General features: G+C 62.4%; 17 protein-coding genes, 2 pseudogenes and 1 other annotated feature. Of the genes and pseudogenes, 14 read left to right on the top strand and 5 right to left on the bottom strand.

Annotation, left to right across the window (positions count from 1 at the left end):
- Window positions 1-176 precede the first annotated feature (176 nt).
- Window positions 177-1,405, top strand: a protein-coding gene (locus ACNUDN_RS29825) for an IS3 family transposase (protein ID WP_419120833.1) whose coding sequence is annotated in 2 segments (ribosomal slippage) — window positions 177-489 and window positions 489-1,405 — 1,230 coding nt in all. Because the reading frame shifts where the segments join, the coding sequence is not laid out codon by codon here.
- A 64-nt stretch (window positions 1,406-1,469) separates the two neighbouring features.
- Here ACNUDN_RS29825 and ACNUDN_RS29820 read toward each other — a convergent pair.
- Both ACNUDN_RS29820 and ACNUDN_RS29815 read right to left on the bottom strand, forming a co-directional pair.
- Window positions 1,470-3,272 (bottom strand): helix-turn-helix domain-containing protein, encoded by a 1,803-nt coding sequence (locus ACNUDN_RS29820; protein ID WP_419125435.1) that lies wholly within the window; start codon window positions 3,270-3,272, stop codon window positions 1,470-1,472.
- A 481-nt stretch (window positions 3,273-3,753) separates the two neighbouring features.
- Window positions 3,754-4,527 (bottom strand): SDR family NAD(P)-dependent oxidoreductase, encoded by a 774-nt coding sequence (locus tag ACNUDN_RS29815; RefSeq protein WP_419125434.1) that lies wholly within the window; start codon window positions 4,525-4,527, stop codon window positions 3,754-3,756.
- Between the two features lie 377 nt (window positions 4,528-4,904).
- Between ACNUDN_RS29815 and ACNUDN_RS29810 the strand changes: the two genes are divergently transcribed.
- The 3 genes from ACNUDN_RS29810 (at window position 4,905) to ACNUDN_RS29800 (ending at window position 11,421) form a co-directional block, all read left to right on the top strand.
- Window positions 4,905-6,272, top strand: coding sequence for an aldehyde dehydrogenase family protein (locus tag ACNUDN_RS29810; RefSeq protein ID WP_419125433.1), 1,368 nt, complete (start codon window positions 4,905-4,907; stop codon window positions 6,270-6,272).
- A gap of 448 nt (window positions 6,273-6,720) precedes the next feature.
- On the top strand, window positions 6,721-7,440 hold the full coding sequence (locus ACNUDN_RS29805; protein ID WP_419125432.1) for a gamma-glutamyl-gamma-aminobutyrate hydrolase family protein: 720 nt from the start codon (window positions 6,721-6,723) through the stop codon (window positions 7,438-7,440).
- 564 nt (window positions 7,441-8,004) lie between these two features.
- Window positions 8,005-11,421, top strand: a complete 3,417-nt coding sequence (locus tag ACNUDN_RS29800; protein ID WP_419125431.1) for a pyruvate carboxylase — start codon at window positions 8,005-8,007, stop codon at window positions 11,419-11,421.
- 49 nt (window positions 11,422-11,470) lie between these two features.
- Here the strand turns inward: ACNUDN_RS29800 and ACNUDN_RS29795 are convergent.
- From ACNUDN_RS29795 to ACNUDN_RS29785, 3 genes and pseudogenes are all read right to left on the bottom strand, one after another.
- Window positions 11,471-11,881 (bottom strand): annotated as a pseudogene (locus ACNUDN_RS29795) (transposase); the annotation flags it as partial.
- A 24-nt stretch (window positions 11,882-11,905) separates the two neighbouring features.
- A protein-coding gene (locus tag ACNUDN_RS29790) for an IS3 family transposase (protein WP_419125430.1) occupies window positions 11,906-13,146 on the bottom strand; the annotation gives its coding sequence in 2 pieces (ribosomal slippage) (window positions 11,906-12,861 and window positions 12,861-13,146; 1,242 coding nt in all).
- Window positions 12,755-12,871, bottom strand: a sequence feature (AL1L pseudoknot). It overlaps the preceding gene by 117 nt.
- Before the next feature lie 43 nt (window positions 13,147-13,189).
- Window positions 13,190-14,418, bottom strand: a protein-coding gene (locus ACNUDN_RS29785) for an IS3 family transposase (protein WP_419120833.1) whose coding sequence is annotated in 2 segments (ribosomal slippage) — window positions 13,190-14,106 and window positions 14,106-14,418 — 1,230 coding nt in all. Because the reading frame shifts where the segments join, the coding sequence is not laid out codon by codon here.
- 315 nt (window positions 14,419-14,733) lie between these two features.
- On the opposite strand from ACNUDN_RS29785, the pseudogene ACNUDN_RS29780 reads away from it, so the two are divergent.
- The 10 genes and pseudogenes from ACNUDN_RS29780 to ACNUDN_RS29735 form a co-directional block, all read left to right on the top strand.
- Window positions 14,734-15,051: pseudogene (locus ACNUDN_RS29780) on the top strand (transposase); the annotation flags it as partial.
- Between the two features lie 177 nt (window positions 15,052-15,228).
- The gene (locus ACNUDN_RS29775; protein ID WP_419125429.1) at window positions 15,229-16,134 is read left to right on the top strand and encodes a helix-turn-helix domain-containing protein; all 906 of its coding nucleotides are present in this window, start codon (window positions 15,229-15,231) and stop codon (window positions 16,132-16,134) included.
- A 265-nt stretch (window positions 16,135-16,399) separates the two neighbouring features.
- Window positions 16,400-16,774, top strand: a complete 375-nt coding sequence (locus tag ACNUDN_RS29770; RefSeq protein WP_419125428.1) for a DUF4192 family protein — start codon at window positions 16,400-16,402, stop codon at window positions 16,772-16,774.
- A 20-nt stretch (window positions 16,775-16,794) separates the two neighbouring features.
- Window positions 16,795-17,232, top strand: coding sequence for a DUF4192 domain-containing protein (locus ACNUDN_RS29765; RefSeq protein ID WP_419125427.1), 438 nt, complete (start codon window positions 16,795-16,797; stop codon window positions 17,230-17,232).
- Window positions 17,233-17,489: 257 nt separating this feature from the next.
- Complete coding sequence (locus ACNUDN_RS29760; protein ID WP_419125426.1) at window positions 17,490-22,169, top strand: helicase-like domain-containing protein; 4,680 nt, start codon at window positions 17,490-17,492, stop codon at window positions 22,167-22,169.
- A gap of 243 nt (window positions 22,170-22,412) precedes the next feature.
- Window positions 22,413-23,075: a hypothetical protein gene (locus tag ACNUDN_RS29755; protein ID WP_419125425.1), complete on the top strand. Its 663-nt coding sequence runs from the start codon at window positions 22,413-22,415 to the stop codon at window positions 23,073-23,075.
- A gap of 235 nt (window positions 23,076-23,310) precedes the next feature.
- On the top strand, window positions 23,311-23,700 hold the full coding sequence (locus ACNUDN_RS29750; protein WP_419125424.1) for a hypothetical protein: 390 nt from the start codon (window positions 23,311-23,313) through the stop codon (window positions 23,698-23,700).
- Window positions 23,701-23,713: 13 nt separating this feature from the next.
- Window positions 23,714-24,544: a zincin-like metallopeptidase domain-containing protein gene (locus tag ACNUDN_RS29745; RefSeq protein ID WP_431961350.1), complete on the top strand. Its 831-nt coding sequence runs from the start codon at window positions 23,714-23,716 to the stop codon at window positions 24,542-24,544.
- A gap of 321 nt (window positions 24,545-24,865) precedes the next feature.
- Window positions 24,866-25,234 carry a hypothetical protein gene (locus ACNUDN_RS29740; protein WP_498450177.1) on the top strand — a complete coding sequence of 123 codons (369 nt, stop codon included), beginning with the start codon at window positions 24,866-24,868 and terminating at the stop codon, window positions 25,232-25,234.
- A complete protein-coding gene (locus tag ACNUDN_RS29735; protein ID WP_419125421.1) occupies window positions 25,231-25,473 on the top strand; it encodes a hypothetical protein in 243 nt (80 codons plus the stop codon). Before ACNUDN_RS29740 ends, ACNUDN_RS29735 begins: the two co-directional genes overlap by 4 nt.
- Window positions 25,474-25,476: the final 3 nt, after the last annotated feature.

Below are 25,476 nucleotides of genomic sequence, written 5' to 3'. Positions count from 1 at the left end.
TTCTTCCCTTGCCCGAACACCGGGCAACAGAGTCCCACAACGACTGGACCACTACAGGGGGCTCACCTCAACTCGTTGATCGCGTTACATGAATCACGCCGATCGGGCCCTGACCCCAGGTGTTGGACACGCTGAATCCCGCAAGATTGGCGGGGGAAGCGAGATGATCGACACCGATGGCAAGGAAAAATTATCCCGAAGAGTTCAAACGAGACGCGGTAGCGCTGTACCGGGATACCGAGGGCGCGACGGTCACCGAGATTGCCGCCGAGCTCGGTATCAGTGGGGTGACGTTATCGGCGTGGTGCAAAGCGGCCGGGGTGCCGATCCGGCACCGCAACCTGACTCCGGCAGGACAGCCGGCGCCGGGTGCGGAAACCCCTGATCAGGAGCTGGCCCGGCTCCGAGCCGAGGTGCAGCAGCTGCGTGCCACACAGACTCGGTTGTCGACCGAGCGTGACATTCTGCGGTCGGCGGCCAAATATTTCGCCGGGGAGACGAACTGGTGAGCCGCTTTCAGTTCGTCGCCGACCACCTCGACGCCTATCCGGTGAAGTGGCTGTGCGCGGTCGTCGAGGTCGCGCGTTCCTCGTTTTATGCCTGGTTGGCCGGCGCTGGCGGCCGTGCTGCGCGTCAGGCCGCGGACGAGGCACTCGAGGCGCGTATCCGCACTGTGCACGATGCGGATAGCACCTATGGTGCGCCGCGGATCACCGCTGAGCTCAACGACGGTGTCCCCGACCAGGAGCGGGTCAACCACAAGCGGGTGGCACGGGTGATGCGCACCGCCGGGATTGCCGGCTACCGCCGCCGACGACGGGTGAAGACCACGACGCCGGATCCGGCGAACCAGAAGGTTCCGGACCTGCTCGGCCGGGATTTCACCGCAGCGACACCGAATGAAAAGTATGTCGGAGACATCACCTACCTACCGTTGGCGACCGGGTCGAATCTGTATCTGGCGACGGTGATCGACTGCTTCTCCGGCCGAGTCGCCGGGTGGGCGATCGCTGAGCATATGCGCACCGAACTGGTCGAAGATGCACTCAAAGCCGCCGAGGCGCTGCGCGGCTCGCTGGCCGGTGCAGTGTTCCATTCCGATCACGGAAGTCAGTACACCTCAACCGATTTCGCCGAACTCTGCGCAGATCTGGGCGTCGTCCAGTCTATGGGCGGGGTGGGGTCAAGTGCCGACAACGCACTCGCTGAGTCGTTCAACGCCTCCCTCAAACGCGAGATCCTGCAGGACCGCAGCAACTGGCCCGACGCGCCCACCTGCCGCCGCGAAGTGTTCTGCTGGCTGGTCCGCTACAACCTGAAACGGAGGCACTCCCGCTGCGCCTATTCCAGCCCGGCCAGCTACGAAAACACCCACACATCCACTACGCTGCCACAAGCCGCGTAACCACAAATCCCGTGTCCACTACACGGGGGCAAGGCCCATCCGAAGTCCACCATTTCTCGGGACGCTATCCTAGACGCGGTCCGGATGGGCCAATGTGAAGGATTCCACCGCGGGCAGCGTTGAGTCGTGCTGCCACCGCGAATGCTGTCCAGTCGTCTGTGGGTGCAATGGGTTGGCCCATGACATCCTCGATACGGGCTAGCCTTTGGCGCAAAGTATTTCGGTGAATGAACAGCTTTTCTGCTGTGTCGGTCATCGAGCGGCCATTCGAAATATACGTGTCAAGCGTGTGGGAGAGTTCGGTACCGTATCTAAGGTCGTACCTAGCGATTTCCCGCATCCTCAGCAGCGCCTCCCGGAGGGCAGGCCCTGTATTGACTATGGCGCTGGGCACATTGAGCAGGTGTGCGATGTCGTCATATTGCACGGCGGTCTCTCCGAGTAGTTCTGCCCATACCAAGGCTGTTTCCGCGTGCGCGAGGTTGTCTCGGATGTCTAGCGGGTCCGCCGCCAGAGGGCCGACCCCGACGGAGAGGGGTTGTTGCGAGTCGGACGGCAGAGACTTGATTGCAAGTCGCAACGTCTGCAGAAACGTTGGCCACTGATCAGGCTGATGACGAACGAGCAGCGTTACCGTAGGTGCCGATGGCACGATCACAACACCTTCGAATGAGTCACACACCTTCCTCAGGGCATCGACGATTCGGTCGAACGATGCATTTGACCGAAACTGCGACGCCGGCATCCTCAAAATGATCGGGTGTGTTGGTCCAGGACGCCAACCGAGTTCGAGAAGCGCCCTTTCGACAAGATCGAGCGTCGGTGGCGCGCACAGACGCCCCGCGAGTGGGGTGGTGGCCACAGAGTTTGTTACCGAAGCGATGAGAGCTGCCGACTGGGTACTCAACGCCTCGATTATGCGCGTGTCATTATCGGTAAACGCCTGGCTGCGATAACACGTGACAACGCCCAAAGGTACCAAGGGACCGAATGACGTGGCAAACTTCTCTTTGTCGGTATCCAGTTCGCGCACAAGTGCCGTTAGTTCGGCTCGAGACCGCACTGAGCGGCCGAGGACGATCAGTGCGTGGTCGACGTCAGGGGCAAATGCGATACCGGGACGGATCGGACCGGCGACGGAATCGCGTTCAGCTAGCTCAATCGTGCATAGTAAGGCGCCTACCTGTTCTCGGATGGAACCCGCCAGCACGTCAATGCATCGTTGCAGTGAGCTGGTGGCGTCAGGAGGAACCGTCATGAGGAATCGGGCGGCGGCAGACTGACGCCGAAGGTCCTCTATTGTTTTTGCCTGGACCAACCCAGAGGCGAGGAGTCTGCCGACCTCTGTCGCTAAGTCGATATCGTGAGAATCGAAAGCTCCTGGGTGGACCGAGACGACATTGAATGTGCCCATGAGTTCGGACCCGCCTGCGACAGTGGGCACCGACACCATCGACCGGAATCTGTCCTCGTCCAGAAATGGGAAGCTGATAGACCGAGGATCCTGTGAGATGTCGTCCTGAATAACGACGGTCTGTCGCATCAATGCGGCCCAACCGGTGACTCCTTCGCCGAGTCGTAAATGAACCTGACCGACGTGGGCTGACTGGCGCCCAGTGGTTGCCACCCGCAGTACTAATCGTTCTGTGCCAGGATCCCACAAATAAACAAAGCTGCCCGAAGCCCCGGTCGCACGCATGACTAGATCAACTGCGTACTGCGCGAGCTCCAGAGGATCCCAGCCGTGGGCGAGTAGGCGGTTCAGCTCCGCTAACGTCTTCGCCCTTCTCTCAGCTGCGACCAAGTTGTGCGTCACCTGGTCGAGCAGGAGTTTGTGCTCACACACTTCCCGAGGGTTCATCGTCATCGGGCAACCGATCGTACGATCCACGATGGGTTGCCCGATGATTCAGTATCAATCTGAAAACCGCTCGAACCTTCACAGCGGACTAGCTGCTGTGTCTGTTCGGGGGGAGTGCTGACACGGCAGCCGACATCTAGTCGGATATCTCCCAGGACTCGGCACCTGCGGCCGCGCGACGTGGCTTTGCTCCCTTGCAGAGGCCCCCGACGCCGTGTGTGAGGGCACCACCTTCTGTGCAACTGACACCTGCACCGTCTACGCCTACCAGCGCTGGCAACCACGCATCTGAGGAGTGTGTACCGCCAGGCGCATCGTCGCGGTCCAACTCTGGGCACCATGATAGTGAAAACACTCGGGGTTTGGTGTCGATGCGCTCGTAAATGCTGTGGTAGCCACCGTCTCGGTGTCGCGAGGTGTTTGGTCGGAAGGCGGGGCCGACGGTGGTGTCGCTGAGCGAATGCTACGACCACCGGACGAACCTTCCTCAGTACACTGTCCACCCACCGTCGACGAACAAGGTGGTGCCGGTGATCCAACTGGCCTGCTCACCACCTAGAAACGCCACTGCTTCCGCTACGTCTGAAGGTTTGCCGATGCGCCCCAAGGGTGTGCGCTCCAAGAGCCACTCCTTGACCACTGGATTGTCGAGGGTGCTTTGCGTGAAGGGTGTTTCGATGAATCCGGGCGCCACTGCATTGACACGAACCCGATCTTTGGCGCAGTCGATGGACAGTGCGCGGGTGAACTGCAATAACGCGCCCTTCGACGCGTTGTAATGGACTTGGGGATGTCCGCTGCTGGAGATAACAATGTGTGCTTCAACTGAGGTGATATTCACGATCGCGGCAGTTGATTGCGGACCACGTGCTGCGGCGGCGGCGCGAAGGAGCGGCATCGTTGCCTGGCTCACGAGAAACGGGCCGGCAGCGTTCACGGCGAATACCTCATTCCACTCGTCCAAGGATAATTCTGTGAACTTGGTCGATCGGACGATCCCGGCATTGTTGACCAGTAGATCCACATGCCCCAGGTCTCGCTTCACGCAAGCAACCGCACGGCTCACTGATTCTGGATCTGCGACGTCCACGCTGATGGGTACCGCAGCGGGGAACCGGGATGCTGTGTCTGCGAGGGATTCTGGCGAGATATCGAGTAGTGCGACGTTAGCTCCTTGGGAGAGAAGCAGTTCGGCGATCGCCTTTCCGTTGCCGGAACCGGCTCCTGTGACGATGGCGTTCTGCGCGACGCTATCAGACATGGTGTGTTTCTCCTTGTGTCGGGATGTCGGTGTGTCGCTCGAGGGCCACAGCGCGCTAGATGGCTGCGCTCCATGCCGGCATTTGCGTGTGTGCGACTTCCAGGCATGTGCGCACCGCGAACCGCCGCCCGCTGTATGTGAGCGGGTCGGTGAGACCGGAATCAGCTTCCGGGTTGAGTCTTGCCCTGCTTAGTTCAACCGCAATGATTGTACGAGGTGAGGCGGGCCGTCGTATGTGCGCGATGCACGGTGTTGCACCTATCCGGGTGCTCCGCGCCCTTTGCGGCAGGGCGCTGGCTCACGACACTGTAAGGCGAGTTGATCAGCGCTCCCTGGTGATATCCGGGATGGGCGCGCCGCATAGGACAAGGACCCGTATGTCTACTGTGAACACCGTCATAAACCCGGCTACGGAGGAGGTAATCGATGAGTTCGTCGTCGCTGACGTTGCTGATGCCGACGCGGCTGTTCAGCGCTCAGCGGTGGCGCAACGTGCGTGGGTCAATCTGCCGCTCTCGGCCCGTGGTGAGGCCCTGAGAGCTATTGCAGACACCGTAGTAGCGAATCTCGAGGAGCTTGCGAGGCTGGAATCTTTAGATGTTGGGAAGCCGATCAGCAACGCTCGAGCTGAAATCAGCGGTGTCGCAGCAACTTTTCACTACTATGCTGGGATCGTCGATAAGATTCTTGGAGACACCATTCCTGTCGACGACGGTGTGGATCTGACTTTCCGGGAGCCCTTGGGTGTCGTGGCTGTCATCGCGCCGTGGAACTTCCCGCTGCCGATCGCATCTTGGAACATCGCTCCTGCGCTGGCCGCAGGCAATGCGGTTGTCGTCAAGCCTGCTGATGAGACTCCGATGTCAACGCGCCGGTTTGGCGAGTTGGTTGCGGCACTAGATTTGCCGCCCAATTTGGTGCAGGTGATATCGGGTCCGGGATCGACGGTCGGCAAAGTGCTAACTAGCCATCCGCTAGTGGCAAAGGTTAGTTTCACTGGCTCCACCGAGACCGGCAAAGAGGTAATGCGCTCCGCGGCCGACTCCATGAAGCGATTGACGTTGGAGCTAGGTGGAAAATCAGCAAGCATTGTGTTCGCCGATGCAGATGTGGAGCGTGCTATCAGCGAAGCGCCCCTAGGCGTGTACGACAACACGGGCCAGGACTGCTGCGCCCGGAGCCGGATCCTCGTTCAAAGATCGGTCTACGAGGAGTTCATCGCAGGGTTCATCGACAAGACGCGCACTCTGCGCATCGGGGATCCCGGCGATGAAACGACACAACTCGGTCCGCTAGTGTCCCAACTGCACCGTGAACGAGTCCAGTCCTATCTGAACGGGACGAGCCAGTCGATCGTCTCCGGCGACGTACCAGATGGCCCTGGCTTCTGGCTGGCGCCGCACGTCGTCATCGATCCTGACCCTGGATCGGCGATCGTGAACGAAGAAATCTTCGGACCAGTCGCGGTGATTCTGCCATTCGACGATGAAGAGGACGCAATTCGTAAAGCGAACTCGACAATCTACGGTCTCAGCGGGTCCATCTGGACGTCTGATATCGGTAGGGCCCTGCGGGTCGCTAGAGGGGTGGAGAGCGGAACGTTATCGGTGAATACGAACTCCTCCGTTCGTATCCAAGCACCGTTCGGGGGCTTCAAACAATCCGGATTTGGACGCGAGATGGGCATGGCAGCTATCGACGGATACACCGAACTTAAGAACGTCTACATCAGGACAAAGGCCTGACCCTGTCGCGGCACCCGCCGGCGGCGTCGGAAACCTGGGAAACGGAACGCGCGATCAAATGTAACTGACGACCGGGCTGGTCTTCACGAGTTGACCGATGCAATTGCACGTCGGATACGATAGGCCGTATAGGACGTGAACGAGGATATGTGACAACCCATGATCACGAAAAGCTGCCGCGGTTGCTGTCGTCAGGGTAGATATGCGGGATGGTGTCGCCGACGTGAGGGCCGGCTCGACGTGCAGCTTCTCCGGGGACTTAACGACACCTGCTAGCTGTGACCGATTAGGAGTTGAGAAGTTATGTTGAGGATTTACTTGTGATCATCTTTTGGACTGTTCCCCCTGTTAGGAAATTCAACGCGCACTCTGCGGGAGTGGCGCCCTTCGGCAGCAATTCCAAAACGGCGGGACTACGGATATGTGCCGGATCGACTGGTGACACTCAATGATGTCACAACCGCCACTGATCGGTATCAGTACGTATGCCGTATACGCGGATTGGGTCGATTGGAAGGCGAATTGCGTGCTGACTCCCCGGACCTATGTGGACAAGATTAGTGATGCCGGGGGTGTGCCGATCCTTCTTCCTCCGCAGATCAGCGATGTCGGCGCAATTCAAACGGTCGTTGATTTGGTTGACGCACTCGTCTTAATCGGTGGCGAGGACGTGTGTGGTACTTGGAGTGGAAGGGAAGAGTCCGAGGAAAGCCATGCCGACCACAGCCATGAAAGAGACCGCTTCGAAGTCGCGCTGATTCAGGCTGCTTGGAAAGCTGACCTACCGGTCCTGGGCGTCTGCCGAGGACTCCAAGTGTTGAACGTATCGCGGGGTGGCACTCTAATCGAAGACCTGCCGAGTGCGGGTGCGTCGGACGTGCACCGTCTGACACGGGGCACATTCAACGAGCACCCGGTGGTTTTCGACTCCGAACACCTTAGCCGCGGATACTACGATCCTTCCGCGCCCGTGCTCTCGCATCATCACCAAGCAATCGACGTTCTTGGTGACGGCCTAGTTGTCGTTGGCCGAGCTGAAGACGAAGTGATCGAAGCGGTCGAGGGCGTTGATCGGCGTTTCATGATTGGCGTCCAGTGGCATCCGGAAGAGGGCATCGACGGCCGGCTGTTCCGGGCGCTTGTCGAGGCAGCTCGGGAACGGTCTTGAATCGAGGACAGGGAGGACCTGCGCAGCATTCGGCCGAACCTACAGAAATGACACTATATGGGTGTGCGCATAGCTCCACGCTTAATCAACTGTTGTGTGCCCTTGCTGACGAGGGGACTTCTGCTCGATAGTGGACCCTGGCATGCATTGCGCTAAGCGCCCATCTTGCCGCGGCGCCATCTCTAATTAAACCTCATTATGGGAGGTGTACTTGCGGATAGTCCGTTAAATAGGTCTCGCCCAGCCAAGCAGTGATTCTAATCCGCTTACGGCTAGGTCAGAAGATATTTGGTTTGGTCGGGGTTGTGCTGGAGTCGTGCATTCACGAGTCCACCATTGCAGTAGCCGGAACCGATCATTCCTGATAACGAGAACTGGCCGAAGCGGGACCTGGCGCGGCTAAGCCGCGGTGCGGTCTGGCAATGGCACTGGTCCAGATTCCGATTCCGGTGGCTGATTTCGGCTACGGCTGCGCGTAAAGAAAGTCGAGATGACTGCAGATCGGCCATGGATCGGCGCGCAACGCGATACCCCCCGGCACGGTGAACATACGAAAGATGCGTAATGACTCGACAATCGAAGTACACCCCGAAGACGACATTTTCGAAGGTGCTGGTTGCTAATCGCGGCGAGATCGCGATAAGGGCTTTTCGGGCGGCGCATGAGCTAAATCTCGGCACAGTTGCGGTGTATCCGCATGAAGACCGCAACTCGGTGCACCGACTCAAGGCCGATGAGGCGTATCAGATCGGAGAGATCGGCCATCCGGTGCGGGCGTATTTGTCGGTTGATGAGATGGTGCGAATTGCGGTGGCTGCGGACGTCGATGCCGTATACCCCGGATACGGATTCTTATCGGAGAGCCCGGAATTGGCTGCAGCGTGTGCGGCCGCGGGCATCACTTTCGTCGGGCCGTCCCCCGCCGTGCTGGAATTGACCGGTAACAAAGCTAGGGCGATCGCGGCGGCGCGGGCTGCGGGGCTACCGGTGTTAGCGTCGTCGGCGCCGTCGACATCGGTGGATGAGTTGGTGGCCGCTTCACGTGGCATGGAGTTTCCGTTGTTTGTCAAGGCGGTCGCCGGGGGAGGTGGTCGAGGCATGCGGCGGGTTGCTGATCCGGTGGGTTTGGTCGAGGCGATCGAGGCTGCGAGCCGGGAAGCGGAGTCGGCCTTTGGGGATGCGACGGTGTTCTTGGAGCAGGCAGTTATCAACCCGCGTCATATCGAGGTGCAGATTCTCGCCGACAACTACGGCAACGTGATCCACCTGTTCGAGCGGGACTGCTCAGTGCAGCGCCGGCATCAGAAGGTGATCGAACTCGCTCCGGCCCCGAACCTGGATTTGGGTTTGCGGCAGCGCATTTGCGACGATGCGGTGGCATTCGCCCGTCAGATCGGCTATTCGTGTGCGGGGACGGTGGAATTCCTCCTTGATGAGCGGGGTAATCATGTGTTCATCGAGATGAACCCGCGGATCCAAGTGGAACACACGGTGACCGAGGAGATCACCGATATAGACTTGGTTTCGAGCCAGTTCCGGATCGCGTCCGGCGAATCGTTGGCCGATCTGGGCTTGTCCCAAGAATTGATCGTTACGCACGGGGTGGCGCTGCAGTGCCGGATCACTACCGAGGATCCGGCGAATGAATTCCGCCCGGATACCGGCCGGATCAGCACGTATCGATCACCGGGCGGCGCAGGGATCCGCCTCGATGGCGGATCGTTGCTTGGCGCGGAGGTATCGGCGCATTTTGATTCAATGCTGGTGAAGTTGACGTGTAGGGGCCGCGATTTCGCGATCGCAGTGCGCCGGACCCGTAGGGCGTTAGCGGAATTCCGGATTCGAGGGGTTTCGACGAACATCTCGTTCCTGGCGGCGGTGCTTGACGATCCGGATTTTGTAGCGGGGCGGATCAACACGAGTTTCATCGACAAGCGGCCGGAGTTGTTGACCGCGAGGTCCAGTGCTGATCGCGGAACCAAGATTCTGACCTATCTGGCGGACACGACGGTGAACAAGCCGCACGGGCAGCGGCCGTCCAGCGTGTACCCGAGCGAAAAATTACCAGTTATCGACCTGAGCGGGGTACCACCAGCAGGGTCGAAGCAGAAACTGGTCGAGCTTGGCCCGGCCGGGTTTGCCCAGTGGCTCCGGAATTCTCCCACGCTCGGCGTCACGGATACAACGTTTCGGGATGCGCATCAGTCGTTGTTGGCGACCCGGATCCGCACCACGAGTTTGTCGACGGTTGCGCCGTATGTTGCGCGGATGACGCCGCAGTTGTTGTCAGTCGAATGTTGGGGCGGCGCGACTTACGACGTAGCGTTGCGGTACCTGAAAGAAGACCCTTGGGAGCGGTTGGCCGCATTGCGGCGAGCGTTGCCGAATATTTGCTTGCAGATGCTGCTGCGCGGGCGTAACACCGTCGGTTACACGCCGTATCCGGACATCGTCACCGCAGCGTTCGTCGACGAGGCGACAGCCACTGGGATCGATATTTTTCGGGTATTCGATGCGCTGAACAACGTCGAATCAATGCGCCCGGCCATCGATGCGGTGCGCGCTACGGGTACCGCGGTCGCCGAAGTCGCGCTTTGCTACACCGGGGACTTGTCCAACCCAGCAGAATCGTTGTACACGCTGGATTACTATTTGCGGTTGGCCGAGCAGATCGTCGAGGCGGGTGCGCATATATTGGCAATCAAGGACATGGCTGGACTGATGCGCCCCTCGGCGGCCACCAGCCTGGTGGCTGCGTTGAAGTCCCGTTTTGATCTACCTGTGCATATGCACACCCACGACACCCCGGGCGGACAGTTGGCCACCTATCTGGCGGCCTGGCAGGCTGGCGCGGACGCTGTCGATGGCGCAGCCGCACCGTTGGCGGGGACGACGAGCCAACCAGCATTGTCTTCGATTGTGGCCGCTGCCGCGCATACTGCGCACGACACCGGATTGTCGCTGGAAGCGGTGTGTGAGCTGGAGCCGTACTGGGAAGCAGTACGCAAGGTGTACGCACAGTTCGAGTCAGGGCTACCAGCCCCGACGGGCCGGGTCTACAGCCATGAGATCCCAGGCGGGCAGCTGTCCAATTTGCGGCAGCAGGCGATCGCGCTCGGATTCGGGGATCGCTTTGAAGAGATCGAAGCCAACTACGCTGCCGCCGACCGAACCCTCGGGCGTCTGGTGAAAGTCACGCCCTCCTCCAAGGTGGTTGGCGATCTGTCGCTTGCATTGATGGGAGCTGGTATAAGTGGCGAGGATTTCGCCGCTAACCCCGCAGAGTACGACATCCCGGATTCAGTGATCGGGTTCCTGAGAGGAGAACTTGGCACACCCGCGGGCGGGTGGCCGGAACCGTTGCGCACCAGAGCCTTGCAGGGTCGCAGCCCGACCAAACCGGAAGCTGAACTGTCCCATGAGGACAGGGCGGCGCTCGAGCAACCCGGGCCAAAGCGTCAGGCGTTGCTTAACCGGTTGTTGTTCCCCGGCCCGACCACGGAGTTCCAAACGCACCGCTTCCACTACGGCGACACCAGCCAACTGTCGGACAATCAATTCTTTTATGGCTTACGGCAAGGTGAAGAACACCGAGTCGAACTGGAGAAAGGTGTCGAGCTTCTCATCGGGCTCGAAGCGATCTCCGAAGCTGACACACATGGCAGGCGCACCGTTATGTGCGTGATGAACGGCCAGTTGCGTCCCGTTGTGGTGCGCGACGCCAACATCGCCGTGACCGTAACGACGGCGGAGAAAGCTGATCGCGCCAACCCCGACCATATTGCCGCACCTTTCGCAGGCGTCGTGACCGTCACTGTTACAGAAGGCGACACCATCGAAGTCGGACAAACCGTCGCCACCATTGAAGCCATGAAGATGGAAGCCGCCATCACCGCACCCCACGCCGGCACCGTGCAACGCGTCGCCGTCTGTGCGATGGAACAAGTCGAAGGCGGCGACCTCCTGGTGGTTGCTAACTGACCTGTATCACCGCCGAGATCCGTCACACAATGCTTGCAATTTCTGGTCACTACTGTCGCGTGTTTTTGATTGATTTACGTTTGATTTTGCCGAGGAGCTCGTCAGCGGTTTTGGTCCAGGCGAACGGCGTGGCGCGCTCGTTGTAGCTGTCGATGTAGGCGCGGATCGCGGCTTCGAGATCGGCGACATCAGTGAAGGTGCCGCGGCGGATGGCTTGACGCGTGATGATGCCGAAGAAGATCTCGACCATATTCAGCCACGAACAGCTCGTCGGGGTGAAATGCAGAGTGATTCGCGGGTTTTTGTCCAGCCACGCTTGGGTATTGGGGTGCTTGTGGGTGGCGTAGTTGTCGCAGATGACACACAGCCGCACCCGGGGATGGGCCTTGGCGACCAGCTTGAGGAAGGCCAGGAACTCGGCGTTGGTGTGCCGCGGGTAGCAGGCATCGGCAGTGACCTTGCTGAACTACCCCGGGTTTTGTTCCTAGTTGGTTGTGAGGGCCGGGGTTGGCTGGCTCACGGGGTGTGAGGTGCCGGTGAGGGCGGCCTCGTACTCGGCTGGTGGAACGTAGCCGAGGGCTTCGTGCAGGCGTTCCTGGTTGTACCAGGCCACCCAGGCGGCGGTTGCCAGTTCGACGTCATCGACGCACCGCCACGGCTTGCAGCGGTTGATCAACTCGGTCTTATAGGCGGCGTTGACCGCCTCGGCGAGGGCGTTGTCATAGCTATCGCCGCGGGATCCGACCGAGGGCGCGATCCCAAGCTCAGCCAGTCGGTCGGTATAGGCCAGCGATAGGTACTGGGATCCGCGGTCGGAATGATGCACCAACCCAGATAAATCTGAATTCGACTGCCACACAGCATGATTGAATGCCTGCAACGGTAGATCCTCGGTGCGCATCGTCACCGATACTGCCCAGCCGACGATCGTCCGGGTGCAGACATCGGTGACGAACGCGGTGTAGCAGAACCCCTGCCAGGTCCGCACGAAGGTGATGTCGGCAACCCACAGCCGGTTGGGTGCAGGGGCCTTGAACTGGCGGTTGACCAGATCGGCCGGCTGTTGGTCGGCCGGGTCGGTGATCGTGGTGAACACCGGTTTGCCCCGCTGCACGCCCCGTAGACCGGCTTTGCGCATCAACCGCCTCGTCTGCTCGCGGCCAACCTGCCAGCCGCGTCGGGTCATCGCGGCGTGCATCTTTTTGACCCCGTAGACCGAGAAGTTGTCCTTGTGCACGGTGCGCATGTCGGCGATCAGCTGTTCGTCGCGGATCTCGCGATCGCAGGCCGGGCGGGCCCGCGCGGCACGGTAGCCTCGCGAAGTGAGGAACCCCGGGATTGCTGCCCGCAGGATGCGGCAGATGAGCTCGACCCCGAACTGATCGCGGTAGGTGTCGATGAAGGCGATCATTTCGTCACGGGGCGGTCGAGCTCCGCTGCAAAAAACGCAGACGCTGACTTCAAAATCTCATTGGCTCTGCGTAATTCGGTGACTTCACGCTTGAGCTTACGAATCTCGGCATGTTCAGAGCTCGTCGTACCATGTCGCTCACCGGCATCGACCTGGGCCTTGCGCCGCCACCGGCGCACCGACTCCTCTGAGATACCGAGTTTGCTGGCCACCGACTTGATGGCCTCGAACTCAGAAACATCCGAGGCTTCCATCGTGGTGTCCAACAACCGCAACGCACGCTGACGAAACTCCGGCGAATATTGACGGGGCATGCTCCTGGGCCTTGCCCCCGTGTAGTGGACACGGGATTTGTGGTTACGCGGCTTGTGGCAGCGTAGTGGATGTGTGGGTGTTTTCGTAGCTGGCCGGGCTGGAATAGGCGCAGCGGGAGTGCCTCCGTTTCAGGTTGTAGCGGACCAGCCAGCAGAACACTTCGCGGCGGCAGGTGGGCGCGTCGGGCCAGTTGCTGCGGTCCTGCAGGATCTCGCGTTTGAGGGAGGCGTTGAACGACTCAGCGAGTGCGTTGTCGGCACTTGACCCCACCCCGCCCATAGACTGGACGACGCCCAGATCTGCGCAGAGTTCGGCGAAATCGGTTGAGGTGTACTGACTTCCGTGATCGGAATGGAACACTGCACCGGCCAGCGAGCCGCGCAGCGCCTCGGCGGCTTTGAGTGCATCTTCGACCAGTTCGGTGCGCATATGCTCAGCGATCGCCCACCCGGCGACTCGGCCGGAGAAGCAGTCGATCACCGTCGCCAGATACAGATTCGACCCGGTCGCCAACGGTAGGTAGGTGATGTCTCCGACATACTTTTCATTCGGTGTCGCTGCGGTGAAATCCCGGCCGAGCAGGTCCGGAACCTTCTGGTTCGCCGGATCCGGCGTCGTGGTCTTCACCCGTCGTCGGCGGCGGTAGCCGGCAATCCCGGCGGTGCGCATCACCCGTGCCACCCGCTTGTGGTTGACCCGCTCCTGGTCGGGGACACCGTCGTTGAGCTCAGCGGTGATCCGCGGCGCACCATAGGTGCTATCCGCATCGTGCACAGTGCGGATACGCGCCTCGAGTGCCTCGTCCGCGGCCTGACGCGCAGCACGGCCGCCAGCGCCGGCCAACCAGGCATAAAACGAGGAACGCGCGACCTCGACGACCGCGCACAGCCACTTCACCGGATAGGCGTCGAGGTGGTCGGCGACGAACTGAAAGCGGCTCACCAGTTCGTCTCCCCGGCGAAATATTTGGCCGCCGACCGCAGAATGTCACGCTCGGTCGACAACCGAGTCTGTGTGGCACGCAGCTGCTGCACCTCGGCTCGGAGCCGGGCCAGCTCCTGATCAGGGGTTTCCGCACCCGGCGCCGGCTGTCCTGCCGGAGTCAGGTTGCGGTGCCGGATCGGCACCCCGGCCGCTTTGCACCACGCCGATAACGTCACCCCACTGATACCGAGCTCGGCGGCAATCTCGGTGACCGTCGCGCCCTCGGTATCCCGGTACAGCGCTACCGCGTCTCGTTTGAACTCTTCGGGATAATTTTTCCTTGCCATCGGTGTCGATCATCTCGCTTCCCCCGCCAATCTTGCGGGATTCAGCGTGTCCAACACCTGGGGTCAGGGCCCCGAGAGTTCAAGCTTCTTCTGTACCTGCACGCCGTCCATCGCCACAACGCTAGCGGCTGCCCACGACATCACGGACCGATTCCAACATCCGTCACGACCCGCCCCGGCGGAGCGATGGCCAATACCTGTGGTTGAGCCTCGCCGTGGGGCGTGAAAACAGGTGCACCTTCCCGAGGATGATCATCACGGATTCAGGTATTCGAGCAAGACCGGCGTTGGCGCGCTGGTTGGGAAGGTACGCCCATGCTCACCGTAGTTCACGATGGCCAGGAGGCCCACGAAAGTACCGGCGGTGATCGTCGGTCGTTGCTCGATGAGATCGTTCGCGACGGCGCTCGGCAGATGCTGGCTGCGGCGTTGCAGGCCGAGGTCGCTGCCTACGTGGCTCAGTACGCCGACCAGCTTGATGACAACGGTCACCGGCTGGTGGTGCGTAACGGCTACCGCCAAGCCCGTGCGGTGCTCACCGCAGCCGGCGCAGTCGAGGTGAAAGCTCCGCGGGTCAACGACCGCCGCCTCGACCCGGACACGGGCGCACGCAAGCGGTTCTCCTCGGGGATCCGCGACGTAGGAAATGAAGCGTTTCGTAAACAAACACCCCGGTGCAGTAGCCATGAGACGAATTGGTAAAGCCCAGGCCAGCGGGCCCCGTAGGTGCGGCGAAAGTTGAGAACCTACACTACGATGAGCGGATGGGGCACGCCAGACCGGCGGGCCCAGGACCTCCGAAAGGGAGAGATGACCATGAGCATGGCACTAGCGGAAGACCTGTGGCCAGCAGTGTGCCTGGAGGAGGTACTTGGCGTGGATCAACCGACCAACTCACCTGACGACGTGGACCGGGAAGATCTGCCGTACGTCGAGTATCTGTGGTCAGACTTGAAAGCGCGCCGAGCGGCGCTGAACCTGCGGCAGGAGGACCTCGCCGCGGTCTTCGGAATGACCCTGCAGCGGTATCGCACCTACGAATCTGGCGGTCGTTCTGAAACTGCTCCGGCCGGCCTGATCAGTGAACTGATGGCGATGGAGGCGTTCGTCGCCGGCCAGGCTCACACGATGGTTGAGCAGGCACATCCAGAGGGCACCGTGGTGCTGCATGCGGTGGTCGACGACCTTGAGTTCGGCGCTAGTTACCCCGACGCATGCACACGAAGAGATCGAGTGCAGTACCCGATCACGCTGCAGCATGTCGCGGTCGGCAGAGCTGCAGCCGAACTCACCCGGCGCGACCGCGATGTAGTGGTCTTGCGAGGTGAGCGGCGCTTCGATATGGCCGCCGCGCGCCTGGCGTGCGGGCTCGGCAAGAACGAGGCCGCCTACCTGCTGGACCTGAACGAGAAGACCTACTACAGGGCCGAACGCGGGACGCGGGATCCTCTTGAGAAGTCGATGGTTGAGCTGCAGGAAATCGACGACTTCATCGACATGGTGGCCGGCGAGCTCGACATCAGCACCGACAATGCGGGCGCAATGACCATCTCGATCTACGACGGCCAGGCCGCCTTTGAGAAGGCCTACCCACAAGCCGTCGTGGAGCGGTCAGGCAACCCCTATCCGGTGAACGTCCTGTGGGTCGCGGCCGGCCGGTGCGCCGGCCAGCTCGCCGCCACTGGACAACCAGCCCGCGTCGTTGTCCGAAACTAACCGGTAAGCGCCGCAGAGCGAAAGCACCACCACCCCACCCGATGCCCGGGTGGGGTGGTGGTGCTTTCGCTCTGCTTGGAGGTGTCGGTGTCGGTAGATAGAATGAGTGCGTTGTAGGGCAAGCCATTTCGGCGGGCCCACGGTTCCTGGAAAGGGAAATTGTGATGGGTAGGGTTCGTGCGCTCGGTGAGTTTGTCGCCAATATCTCGGGGCGGCTTGGGTTTGTCCCGGTCGAGTCGTTGGTGCTGGTGCTCGGCCACGCTGGGTGACTGTCGCAACGTTACGGGTCGACATCATTGCCGGCCAGCTGGGCGGTGGTGCAGCCAGGTGGGCAGAGGTGGTTGGGCGCCAGGGCGTCGATAGTGCCGTCGCTGTGATTGTGTCTGAAAGCGTTGATCGCGAGAGACAGCACGAAATGGTGGCCGAGGTCGATGCGGAGCTTGCCGGTCGTGGATGCAGGGTGGTCGCGGCGGTGATGGTGGATCGCCTGGAAGCGGGTTCACGCTGGACGTGTCTGGATGATTCCGAGGTGTGCGGTGTGCTCGGTGATCCGGCTACGTCGGCGGCGGCGGTGGCGGCTGTGGTGTCGGGACGACGGATCTGCGGGAGTCCTGCGGAGTTGGCGGCCACGGTTGCGTAGACGTCGAACGGTGCACGCAGGTGACGCCGCTTATCGATGGGTCGCGGCCGGTAGATCGGGCTGCGGCGGTCGAGAGGGTGGTTCGGATTGCTGGGAGTGTGGCCGCCGGGGAGGCGATCCCCGATAGCGAGCTGGCGGCCGTAGCGTCGTCGTTGGTGGATCAGCGGGTGCGTGACGCTGTGCTCGGCGTGGACTGCGACGGCGGTGCGGAGGCGTTGTGGTCGCTGGTGGCGCGCGTTGTCCCGAATCCGTATCGCGCGGAGGCATTGACGCCCCTGGGATGTTCGGCTTATCTGCGAGGTGATGGACCGATGGCGCGTGTCGCAGTCGAGGCGGTGCTGTCAGAGGCCCCGGGGCATCGACTGGCATCGCTGCTTGGTGTCGCGCTGGACAATGGTCTTCCGCCAGACGCCGTGCGTGGAGCGCTCATTCGTGCGGCTGAGTCGATCGGCCTGTAGGCGGTGGTGGTGAGAACACGTTGACCCGTGATCTCACCACCACCCCACCCGATGCCTGGGTGGGGTGGTGGTGAGATGCGTTGACGTCAATGGGTATTCGGTCGCACGGTCGCAGTCGTAGTGTCGGTGTCACGTTGTAGTATGTGTCTTGGTAGGGCAAGCCATTTGGGGCGGGCCCGCGAATCCCGGGAAGGGAATTTGTTATGTCGTTGGAGCATGCTGGTGGTCGATCGCGTGTGGGTGCGCGCGGTGCGGAGTTGGCGCGTGGAGCTATCGCTGCGGTTGAAGCCCTGTCCGAGGTGGGTGGTGCTGCCCCCAATGGTGAACAACTCAAGGCCTTGGAGGGTTTTGCGGGCTGGGGCCCGGTGGGGAAGCTGTTCGATCCTCAGCCCTCGGGCGTGTGGGCTGAACTGGCCGACCAGCTCGACGATGCACTCGGGGAGGCGATGAGTTGCGCCGGGCGCGTGGTGGACACGTCGTTCTTCACACCCGAGGCCTTGGTCGGCCACATCTGGGAGGTGCTGCGCTCGGTCGGCTTCAGTGGGGGGTCTGTGCTCGATCTGGGATGCGGCGCCGGGGCATTCCTGCAGCACGTGCCATCTGATCTGCCGGTCCGCTACACCGGTGTCGAGGCTGATCTGACTTCAGGGCGGATCGCGCGGGCGTTGCATCCGGGCGCCAACATCGTCATCGGTGAGTTGCAGAAGGTCGGGTTGCCGCACAAGAGGTTTGACGTGGCAGTAGGAAACGTGCCGTTCTCGGCGTCGCGTGTGCATGACGGGGCGATCGGGTTCTACGGGCCGCTGCATGAGTACTTTGTGGCCCGGGCCGCGGCGGCGGTGCGTCCCGGTGGCTACGTGGTCGTGGTGACGTCTCGCCATGAACTCGACGGGGCGCACGGGCTGTCGTCGTCGATCAGCAAGCATGCTGATCTGTTGGCGGCTGTCCGGCTTCCGTCGGGATACTTCCGAGCATCGGGTACCGAAGTGGTGGCCGACGTGCTCATTCTGCGGATACGTGACAACGATGCCGTGAGGCTGGGGTGGCACCCCGAACCACGACAGGAACACACGAGCATCGAAAGCCAGGTGGGCGGCCGTCACGTCCGCGAGAAGGTGAGCCGATTCTGGGACCTGCATCCGCAGTTGGTCGCCGGCACCATGCGCCTGACTGGATTCGATCGCCAGCCGTTGGCGGTTGTCACCGCCGATCCCGCAAAAGCGGTTGAGAAGGCGTTCGCCGCTACGGTGCCGCTGCTGGTGCCCTACGCGCCCGCAGACGCCGGGACCGAGGATTGGGCCGATGTCCGCCTGGTCGACGATGAGGGACGCAAAGAGGGGTCGTTTCACGTTGTGGACAGCCACGTCGTGCGGGTCATTGATGGGGAACTGTCAGTAGTGGCGCGGCCGAGCGCGGAACTGCGCGCGCTGATCGCGTTAAGGGATCAGGCCGTGGCACTGGTCGAGGCGGAATCGGACTGGGATCGCCCCGACGCGGACGTGGCGCCGCTGCGCTCGGCATGCCGTGAGACCTACCTGTCCTATGTGCAGCGATACGGGGCGCTGAACCGGGGCACTGTTACCGAGGGTAAGCCGGATCCTGAGACGGGCTTGCCTCGAATCGGGTGGCGTACACCGAACCTCGGAGGATTCCGGCGCGATCCGGACGCCCCGATTGTGCTGGCTTTAGAGCTGTTCGATCCAGACAGCGGGCAAGCGTCGCCGGCGCCGATCCTGGACCGCCGCGTCAACAAGCGTCCGGAGCCGGCCACCAGTGCCGACACACCTGGTGAAGCGCTGGCGATCTGCCTGGGGGAGGGCAGAGGACTAGATCTGGGCCGTGCGGGGGAGCTGCTGGGAATGGATGACCCCGAAGAGGTGTTCGCTGCGTTGGGTGCGCTGGTCTACCGCGACCCGTCGGACGGGCAGGCGGTGATCGCCCGGGACTACTTGGCCGGTGATGTACGCGTGAAGCTTCGCGATGCACTGTCGGCCGCGGTGGTCGATCCTCGCTATGAGCGCAACGTGGCGGCCTTGGAATCGGTGCAGCCGCCCTGGCTCGGTCGCGAAGAGATCCGTATCGAACTGGGGTCACCGTGGATGACAGCCGACGATATCGGGGACTTCTGCCGGGAGGTCTTCGGCGCTTCAGCGGGTGTTGAACACATCGCCCCGTTGGCGGCGTGGGAGATCACCGCGCGGGGCCGGATCTCGCCGGAGGCGCGGATCACCTACTGCACCACCCGTCTAGACGCATTCGAGCTACTGCAGATCGGTCTCAACGGCTCGGCGCCGGTGGTGTGGGATGAGGTCTACGACGAGCACACCCGCAGTAACCGCCGGGTACGCAACGCCGACGCCACCGAAGCCGCAGAACAGAAGCTCGCCGCGATCGGAGCACGGTTCTCGCTGTGGGTGTGGGAGTCCGCCGAACGTGAACAGCGCATCGTCGAGACCTACAACAACACGATGAACGCTCACGTACTACGCCGTCATGACGGGTCCCACCTGACGTTTCCCGGTCTGGCCGACGGTATCGACCTGTGGCCCTGGCAACGCGACTTCGTTGATCGCGCGGTCTCGACCCCGGCAGTGTTCTGCGCCCATGAGGTAGGGCTCGGTAAAACGCTGTCCGCCATCACATTAGCGATGACACTGCGCCAGTTCGGATTGGCGAACCGGATCGGCTTTATCGTCCCGCTACATCTGATCGAGCAAGCCACACGCCAGTGCTACCAGGCGTGGCCTGCAGGACGGTTCCTGATCGTCACCCGCGATGACCTCCACGGCGACGCACGGCGGCGTTTCGTGGCGCGGTGCGCCACCGGCGACTGGGATCTGGTGATCATGACACACGAGACATTCTCGTCTCTGCCGGTACCGACCACCGTTGAACGGCACTGGCTCGATGATCAGCTCGCGGAGTTGGAGAACTATGGGCGCACTGCGGGCTACACCGGCAAGAGAGTCGCCGCGGCCGTTCGATCGCTGCAGGGACGCATCGAGCGCTTGCGGGATGCAGTCAATGACCCGAACGCGGTGACGTTCAAGAGCCTTGGACTTGACTATCTCATCGTCGATGAGGCAGACAAATTCCGTCGAATGCCGGTAACCACTCGCGCGGAGGGCTTCAGCTTAGGGTCCTCGAAACGGGCGCTGGACATGTTTCTGAAACTATCGCTCCTGCGCCGGGACACCCCCGATCGCCCGCATGCCTGCTTGATGACCGGAACACCGTTCACCAACACGTTGGCCGAGGCCTTTGTGTGGCAAACCATGCTCGCACCAGCGCAACTAGAGCGCACTGGGCTCACGCACTTCGACGCGTGGGCTGCCCAGTTCGTGCGGTACAAGGTGCTCATCGAGACCAGCCCGGACGGGGCGGGGTTCCGGTCCAAGCGGCGCCCGAGCACCATTCAGAACGTGCCCGAGCTGCGAACTATGCTCTCAGAGTTCATGTCTATGGTTCGTGCTGACAGCGTCGGGCTGCCGCGCCCACAGGTGAACACCGTCACCCACATCAGCGAACCGACCGAAGCGCAGCGCGCGTTCATGGCCACGCTGGTGGCCCGCGCCGACGCGCTGCGCAGACGCGAGACCTCTGCTGATTCGGACAACATGCTCGCGATCTGCGGTGACGGCCGCAAAGTGGCCCTCGATCCCAACCTGGTCGGGATCTGCGAGTCCGCCTCCAAGCTTGAAGGTGTCGCCGACCGCGTCGCTGAGACCTATCACAGCACCAAGGACCGTATCTACGCCGGATCGGCCCGGCCGGGCGCCTTTCAGCTGGTGATGTGCGATCTGGGGACGCCCCACAGCTCTGACGCTCAGAGTTACGGCCGGATCCGCGCCGGGTTGATCGCCCGTGGTGTGCCCGCTGATGAGATCCGTTTTGTGCACGAGGCGACCACACCCAAGGCGCGTGAAGCACTGTTCGCCGCGTGTCGGGATGGCCGAGTCGCGGTCCTGATGGGCTCAACCCCCAAGGTGGGCATCGGCACCAACATGCAAAACCGCATGATCGAGCTGCACCATGTAGACCCGACATGGACCGCGGCGGCATGGGAGCAACGCAACGGGCGAATTCAACGTAATGGTAACCAGAATGACGACGTCGTAGTCGTGTCCCACGTGGCGCAAGGGACGTTCGATGCGTTCATGTTTGGCACTATTGAACGTAAAGCGCGTGGCTTCGCGCAGCTGTACCGGATGGACGGACTTGCCCGCGAGATCGAAGACATCGGCGAGGTGAGCCTGACGTTCGGTGAGCTCAAGGCCGCCGCCGCCGGCAACGATCTGCTTTTGCGCCAGCATGAGTTGGAATCGCGCGTGCGGTCCCTGCGGCTGGCGCACGTCACGGTCACACAGAACGTGCGGACACTGCTGCACCAGGCCGCGCAGAGCGAACACGCCGCCGATGCTGCCAACGACCGTGTAGAGCGGCTGCAAGAGTTCGCCGAGCAACACGACCTCACCGAGGCCATGGATCTGGGCGCTGTGGGCCGGGACGCATGCAGCGACTCGGACGACTCGCGGTTGTCCTACGGCAGGCGCTACGGGTCGGCGTGGTCGCGGGGAGCGGTATCCGTGCGGATCGTGAGCACTGACCCCGGGCAGCGCCTTGAACTGGTGTCCGGGCACCGGGCGCTGTGGAGCGAGCCCCTGCCGGGCAAGGTACGCCGCCGCGGCCCGGAAGCGGTCACTGCGTGGGCCCAGGCAATGGTAGCTGCATGGGTGGCAGGGCTGGACCGCGAAATCGTGGCCACTCAAGCGCGTGCAGCGGAAGCGCAACGCCGGGCACTCGACACCCGCGCGACCGCCGCGGCAACCGATATCAGCGAGCCCGCAGAGCTGACCGCCGCCAAGGAACAGCTCGCGGAGGTCAACGCGGCCATCGACGCGGCGCTCAGCGCCGACGATCAGCGCGCGGCCGCGTAGCAGGCTCGAGGCCGGGGCCGGCAGACGCGACGTCTGCCGGCCCCGGCCGAGGGTGTCGACATCCCGTGCACCACCACCCCACCCGATGCCTGGGTGGGGTGGTGGTGCACGGGATGGATCGCGCCTGTTTGGTGCGGCCAGAATGCGGGCCGGAGCTTCGGGTTGTCGGGTGATTCGGGTATGATTCATGGTGTAGGGCAGGCCATTCCGGCAGGCCCCGAGATCCCGGAAAGGGAGAAGCTTATGACTACGATTGTTGAGGTCTCGACCGGTTCGCGGACGCGCACGGTGGCCGAACTGATCGACGCGGGGGTGCAGCAGGGTTGCATGGTGTTCGGAGCGGGGACGGAATCCCAGAGTGGATCGGTGCTCGGCTGGCTGGTGGTCGAACCTAGTGCCGCGTCGGGGCCTGAACGCCAGTGCGCGATCGTCTCCGAACTGTTCGGGGTGGTCGCAACTGGGTCGGTCTCGGAGGTCCAGGTGGGCGGGGACTCGATGCCGGCTGATCGAGAGATGCCGACGTGGGCTGTGTCGCTGGCAGTTGCGTCCTGGGAGGCGCGTCGGGCGCGCGCGGAACGCGATGCTGCGCGCGATGCGCTGCGTGCACATGAGCAGCGGCTAGAGAAGATCGTTGATGCGGCACATACCTACGCCGACGAGAATTCGCTGTGCACTGTGTTCGACGACTTCATGGTGAGCCAGGGACTGCCCGCGCGAGAGCATGAGTACATTCACGACGTTGATGTCACGTTGCGGCTTCGTCTGCGGACCACCGCGCATAGCGCGGAGGCCGCGGCGAATCTGGTCGATGACGAGACGGTGCGCAACGAGTTGGTGAGTCTGGCTGGACGGCATTTGACGGACGCGTTGCAGGACCACGACGTGATCGACACCGAGGACGCGTGACGGTGTGGTTGCGGGGATGAGCGTGCGGTCATCCCCGCAGCCGCCCTCGTGCAGCCTCACCACCACCCCACCCGATGCCTGAGTGGGGTGGTGGTGAGGCTGCACGGTGTGCCTCGACGACGAGGGCGCATAGGTGCCGGGCGCTGTTGGACTGCGGGTGCGGGTAGTACGATCGGCGCTGTGGGGCAAGCCATCCGGGCGGGCCCTGGTTTCCCTGAGAGGGAGGGTGGTTTGCATGATCACTTCGTTGGCGGCGCTGAAGCGAGCGCTTGCGCTGGGGACTGTGGTGACGTTGGTGCGCCGCGAGCATCCGCCACTGTTGCGCGGGCACGACGCGACGGGGATACCGCGGCGGATAGTGCGCGTGAAGAGCAGGGCGATCGCGTTCGAGTCGATCCGTAAGGACACCGACCAGCCGTCGTGGTTGTATTGGCCTTGCGCCGAGGAGGTTTCGTTCGAGTTAGAGGGGTCGCCGGGTGCGGCGCAGCTGTTCACAGTGGAAGGGATGACCTACCGGATCGAACCGAGCGTGAACGGGTTATCGGAGCGTTCGGCCGATTCTTGTCAGTATCGCGTTGTAGAGTTGTTGTGTAGGGCAAGCCGTTCGGCGGGCCCAGAATCCTAGAAGGGAATCGGTTGTGACTACAGACACTGCAGAGCGGATTTCGCCAGCTGTCTCCCGCAACGGGGACGTCGACTGGTCGGCGTTGCTCACGCAAGCGTTGACGATGCCCGGCCAGCTCGGCAACACCTACTGCCGTTTCTACCAGTACTCGCTGCAGAACCAGATCCTGCTGTGGTCGCAAGGAGTCACCGAGCCGTGCGCGCCATTCAGCGTGTGGAAAGGGCTGGGCCGCATCCCGGTCAAAGGCGGGGGTCGCTATGTGATGCATCCGTTGCCGTTTCGCAAGACGAACGAGAAGACCGGCGAGGAGGAAGTGGTCGTGTGCCGGTTCAGGTTGAAGCGCACCACGTTCCCGTACTCCAACACTGAGGGGCCGGAGGTCCAGTGGCCAGAACTGCCGGAATGGGAGTGGCGACGGGCACTGGCTGCACTGGACATCGAACAGGTCCCCTTCGCCCTGATCGACGGGAACACTCAGGGCTATTCGTCTGGTCGTACGGTGGCCATCTCGCCAGTAGCGGTGTATCCGGCCAAGACCGGATTTCACGAGCTCGCTCACGTCGTGCTCGGGCACACAACTGCCGACGACTCAGGGGAGCAGGGGACGCTGTGCCGCGGTGTGGCGGAGTTTCAGGCGGAGGCTACGGCCTATCTGCTGGCCCATGAGACGGGTCTGACGCAGTGGGCCCCGGAGGAGTCCCGCGCCTACATCCAGGGGTGGCTGGGCGATGAGCAGATCGGCGACCGGGAAATCAGGGCGGTGTTCAGCGCGGTGGACAAGATCCTCGCGGCCGGGCGGACGCCGGCGGATGAGACGGGAGCCGCGAAGACCGCGGCGGCGTAGGCCCGGGCGGGGGTTGGGGTGCTGGCCAGGCGATCGGCACCCCAACCCCCGCTTCCGCAAAGGCTGATCACCGACTCATCACCACCCCACCCGATGCCTGGGTGGGGTGGTGATGAGTCCCTGTAGGGGTGGCCGGTCGGTAGTGAGCGGCGGTGTCCGCAGCGGATCTTGTCGGGAGTTCTGTCGGTGGTGAGAGGTAGTCTTAGCAGTGTTGGGCAAGCCATTTCGGCGGGCCTCGGATCCCGGAGAGGGGAATTGATCGTGAGTGATGGTGGTATGCCGGTTGTGCTTCGAATTGGTATGAATGGCGAGGTTGCTCGGGTGCCGTTTGTGAGTGATGTGCGGGGCGGTGCGGGGCGGCTTTTTCGGGAGCAGATCGGCTGCTCGTGGTTCGATGTGATCCGGCTCGATCAGGGTCTCGACATGTGGGTTGATGACGAGGCGATCGTCGGTGTCGATTTCAGTGATGAGGCGGCGTTGTCGGAGGCGTTGAATGTCGTGGCGACGTTGGTTGCGAACCGGTTGGGTCGGCCGGGGCCGGTGTTCGGAGCGGCGGTGGTCGCGGCGGTCAATGGTGAGCGGTCGGTGGCTCTGAGTGCTGATCAGCTTGCGCGAGTTCAGGGTCTTGCCGAGATGTCGGTTGCGGCGCTGGCCGATGGGCTGACTGTGCGGATCGGGGGTGTGAGGTGATCGGGCTGGTGGTCAAGGTGGAGTGCGCCTACAGCGATGGGCACGAGTCTGTGACGGTCCAGGACGTGGAGGTGGCATCATGCGGCGATCTCGACCAGTTGTGGGAGGACCTGTCGGAGTACACCGGAGACGGGCACGACGCCGCCGGGAAGCTGGGGTACTGCCACACGATCACCGTGGTGGCATGTCCGGCGATCGCCGAGATTGTGGGGCAGAGCAACGAATGGGTCGGCGCATGAATG

The sequence above is a fragment of the Mycobacterium sp. smrl_JER01 genome (assembly GCF_048513595.2).
GTDB lineage: Bacteria > Actinomycetota > Actinomycetes > Mycobacteriales > Mycobacteriaceae > Mycobacterium.
Note: the sequence above shows the minus strand (reverse complement) of the source record. Positions and strands in the feature narration are given on the sequence as shown.

Coding starts and splice junctions, on each gene's coding strand:
- ACNUDN_RS29820 (WP_419125435.1), bottom strand. CDS start 3,272: ATGACGATGAACCCTCGGGAAGTGTGTGAGCACAAACTCCTGCTCGAC.
- ACNUDN_RS29810 (WP_419125433.1), top strand. CDS start 4,905: ATGTCTACTGTGAACACCGTCATAAACCCGGCTACGGAGGAGGTAATC.
- ACNUDN_RS29755 (WP_419125425.1), top strand. CDS start 22,413: ATGACTACGATTGTTGAGGTCTCGACCGGTTCGCGGACGCGCACGGTG.
- ACNUDN_RS29775 (WP_419125429.1), top strand. CDS start 15,229: ATGACCATGAGCATGGCACTAGCGGAAGACCTGTGGCCAGCAGTGTGC.
- ACNUDN_RS29750 (WP_419125424.1), top strand. CDS start 23,311: ATGATCACTTCGTTGGCGGCGCTGAAGCGAGCGCTTGCGCTGGGGACT.
- ACNUDN_RS29815 (WP_419125434.1), bottom strand. CDS start 4,527: ATGTCTGATAGCGTCGCGCAGAACGCCATCGTCACAGGAGCCGGTTCC.
- ACNUDN_RS29800 (WP_419125431.1), top strand. CDS start 8,005: ATGACTCGACAATCGAAGTACACCCCGAAGACGACATTTTCGAAGGTG.
- ACNUDN_RS29805 (WP_419125432.1), top strand. CDS start 6,721: ATGATGTCACAACCGCCACTGATCGGTATCAGTACGTATGCCGTATAC.